Origin of the sequence: Rubrobacter taiwanensis, from assembly GCF_004337705.1 — a bacterium.
GTDB lineage: Bacteria > Actinomycetota > Rubrobacteria > Rubrobacterales > Rubrobacteraceae > Rubrobacter_C > Rubrobacter_C taiwanensis.
Window position 1 is genome coordinate 4,799 of the sequence record NZ_SKBU01000034.1, and the last position, 2,655, is coordinate 7,453.

A 2,655-nucleotide genomic window follows, 5' to 3' on the forward strand; every position below is an offset into this window, starting at 1 on the left:
TCCGTGGCCCTCGTCGCCCTCTCGGGCGGCCGCGCGGCAGCCACGGCCGGCATGCGCTACCTGCTCGTCTCGCTGCTGGGCTCTCTGGCGTATCTGATGGGGGTTGCGCTGCTGTACGGGGCTTTCGGCACGCTGGACATCGCGCTGCTCGGGGAGCTCATGGCCCCGGCCCCCGCCGTGTGGGCGGCGATCGCCTTGATGACTCTGGGGATGCTGCTCAAAACGGCGCTCTTCCCGCTGCACTTCTGGCTGCCCCCGGCGCATGCAGGTGCCCCGAGCCCGGCCAGCGCCCTCCTCTCCGGGCTGGTCGTGAAGGGGTCGTTCTACCTGCTGCTGCGCCTCTGGTTCGACGTGTTCCCGGAGGTGCTGCCGCCGCTCGCCGGACAGCTCCTGGGAGGTCTCGGAGCGGCGGCGATACTCTGGGGCTCGCTGCTGGCCCTGCGGCAGGAGCGGCTCAAGATGCTCCTGGCATACTCCACGGTGGCCCAGGTCGGCTACCTCTTCCTGCTCTACCCGCTGGCCGCAGAGACTCACTGGGGAGCCGGAGCGTGGAGCGGCGGGGTCTACTATGCGCTCTCCCACGCCTGCGCGAAGGCGGCCGTCTTCATGACCGCCGGGATCATTCTGGAGGTCCGGGGCACGGATGAGATCGGCAAGCTGCGGGGGATCTCGGAGCATCTGCCGCTCACGGTCATGACCTTCGCTACGGCCGGGATCGCGCTCATGGGACTGCCTCCCAGCGGCGGGTTCACGGGCAAGTGGCTGCTCCTTGCGGCTGCCATCGAGAGCGGCCAGTGGTGGTACTCGGCCGTCGTGGTGGCGGGCGGTCTGCTGGCGGCTGGGTACCTGCTGCGCTTCCTGACGCCGGCCTTCACCGTCGAATCTCCCGGAGACCACCGCGAACGACCGCTCCGGGCACCGCGCGCGCTGGAGGTTCCGGCCTTCCTGCTGGCCCTGCTGGCCCTGCTCCTCGGGCTCGTCAGCTCCCCGCTGGTAGAGCTGCTGCGTATCGGCGCCCCGTTCCCGGGGGAGGTGTTTTAGGGAATGAACGCAGCGGCGCTCCTGGAGCTCTTCTACCTCACCCTGCCGGTTCAGGTCCTGCTCAGCTCTCTCGTAGCGAGCGCCATCGTCTTCTTCCTGGACGAGAAGCGTGCCCGGTTGCGCACGGCGGTCTATCTGGGCGGCGAGGTTCTCAAGCTGGCGCTGGCGCTGGTAATGCTCGCCGCCATCTACCGCGGCGAGATCTTCGAGATCCGCCTCTCCCTGCTGCCCGGCGTAGACTTCGTGCTTCAGGGAGACCCTCTGGCGATGCTGTTTCTGATCCTCTCGGCCGGGCTGTGGCTCGTCACCACCCTTTATTCCATCGGCTATCTCAGGGACGCCCCGCACAGGTCCCGCTTCTACGGCTTCTTCGGTTTGTGCGTGACGGCGACCGCCGGGATAGCGATGGCCGGCAACCTGTTCACGTTCTTCATCTTCTACGAGATGCTCACCTTCACCACCTACCCGCTCGTGGTGCACAAGGAGACCCGGGAGGCGCTGGCGGCAGGCCGCACGTACATGTGGTACACCCTGGCCGGTGGGGTGGTGACGCTGGTCGGCATCGCCTGGCTGCATGTGCTGGCCGGCCCGGTGGACTTTACCGCCGGTGGTGCCGTGCCCGGGGAGCTGGCCGCCGAGAGCTACTGGTCCCTGATCGCGATCTTCGCGCTCCTCATAGCCGGTCTCGGTGTTAAGACGGCGCTGGTCCCGCTGCACGGCTGGCTGCCGGCGGCGATGGTGGCTCCCGCTCCGGTGAGTGCCCTGCTGCACGCCGTGGCGGTGGTTAAGGCCGGGGCGTTCGGCATCATGCGGGTCGTATACGACGTGTTCGGCATCGAGTTCAGCGCCGAGCTCGGCGTCACCGGTCACGGTCCGCTGGCCGCCGTGGCCTCCATCACGATAATCTACGGCTCCATAAAGGCGCTCTCGCAGAGCGAGATCAAACGCCGGCTGGCGTACTCCACGGTGAGCCAGCTCTCCTACATAACGCTCGGGGTCTCCATCTTCGGGCCGCTGGCCACCATCGGGGCGCTGGCGCACCTGGTGCATCAGGGGATCATGAAGATCACGATGTTCTTCTGCGCCGGCATCCTGGAGCAGCACCTGGGCATCCACAGCGTGAAGGAGGTCGACGGCGCCGGACGCCGGATGCCGCTGACGATGGGAGCGTTCACCATCGCGGTCCTGGGCATGATCGGCCTGCCGCCGATGGCCGGGTTTATCAGCAAGTGGTATCTGGGGCTGGGTGCCATAGCGGCCGGACAGCTCTGGGTGGTGGGGGTGCTGGTCGTAAGCACCGTTCTCAACGCGGTGTACTTCCTGCCCATCGTCTATGCCGCGTGGTTCAAGAGTCCGAAGGGCACGTGGGAGGAGAGACGGCCCCTGGGCCGGCTCGAAGCCGACTGGCTGATGCTCTTCCCCGCGCTGGCGACGGCCGCTCTCACGCTGGCGGTCGGCGTGCTGGCAGGCGTAGAGATCAGCCCGCTCGGCTGGGCGCGGCTGATCATGGAGCAGGAATACGCGTTTTAGAAACCGTCCGAAAAGCCTCATTTGCGAGCCAACCGCCTCACCATCAAACGGCTCATCGCCACGTAAATGAACGCCTCCCCACTC

At 67.1% G+C, this 2,655-nt stretch carries 2 protein-coding genes; both read left to right on the top strand.

What is annotated here, in order from left to right:
* Positions 1-1,041 (top strand): complex I subunit 5 family protein (locus tag E0L93_RS14210; RefSeq protein WP_132692745.1); only part of this gene is annotated, 1,041 nt, incomplete at its 5' end.
* A gap of 3 nt (positions 1,042-1,044) precedes the next feature.
* The gene (locus tag E0L93_RS14215) at positions 1,045-2,571 is read left to right on the top strand and encodes a complex I subunit 5 family protein (RefSeq protein ID WP_132692744.1); all 1,527 of its coding nucleotides are present in this window, start codon (positions 1,045-1,047) and stop codon (positions 2,569-2,571) included.
* Positions 2,572-2,655: the final 84 nt, after the last annotated feature.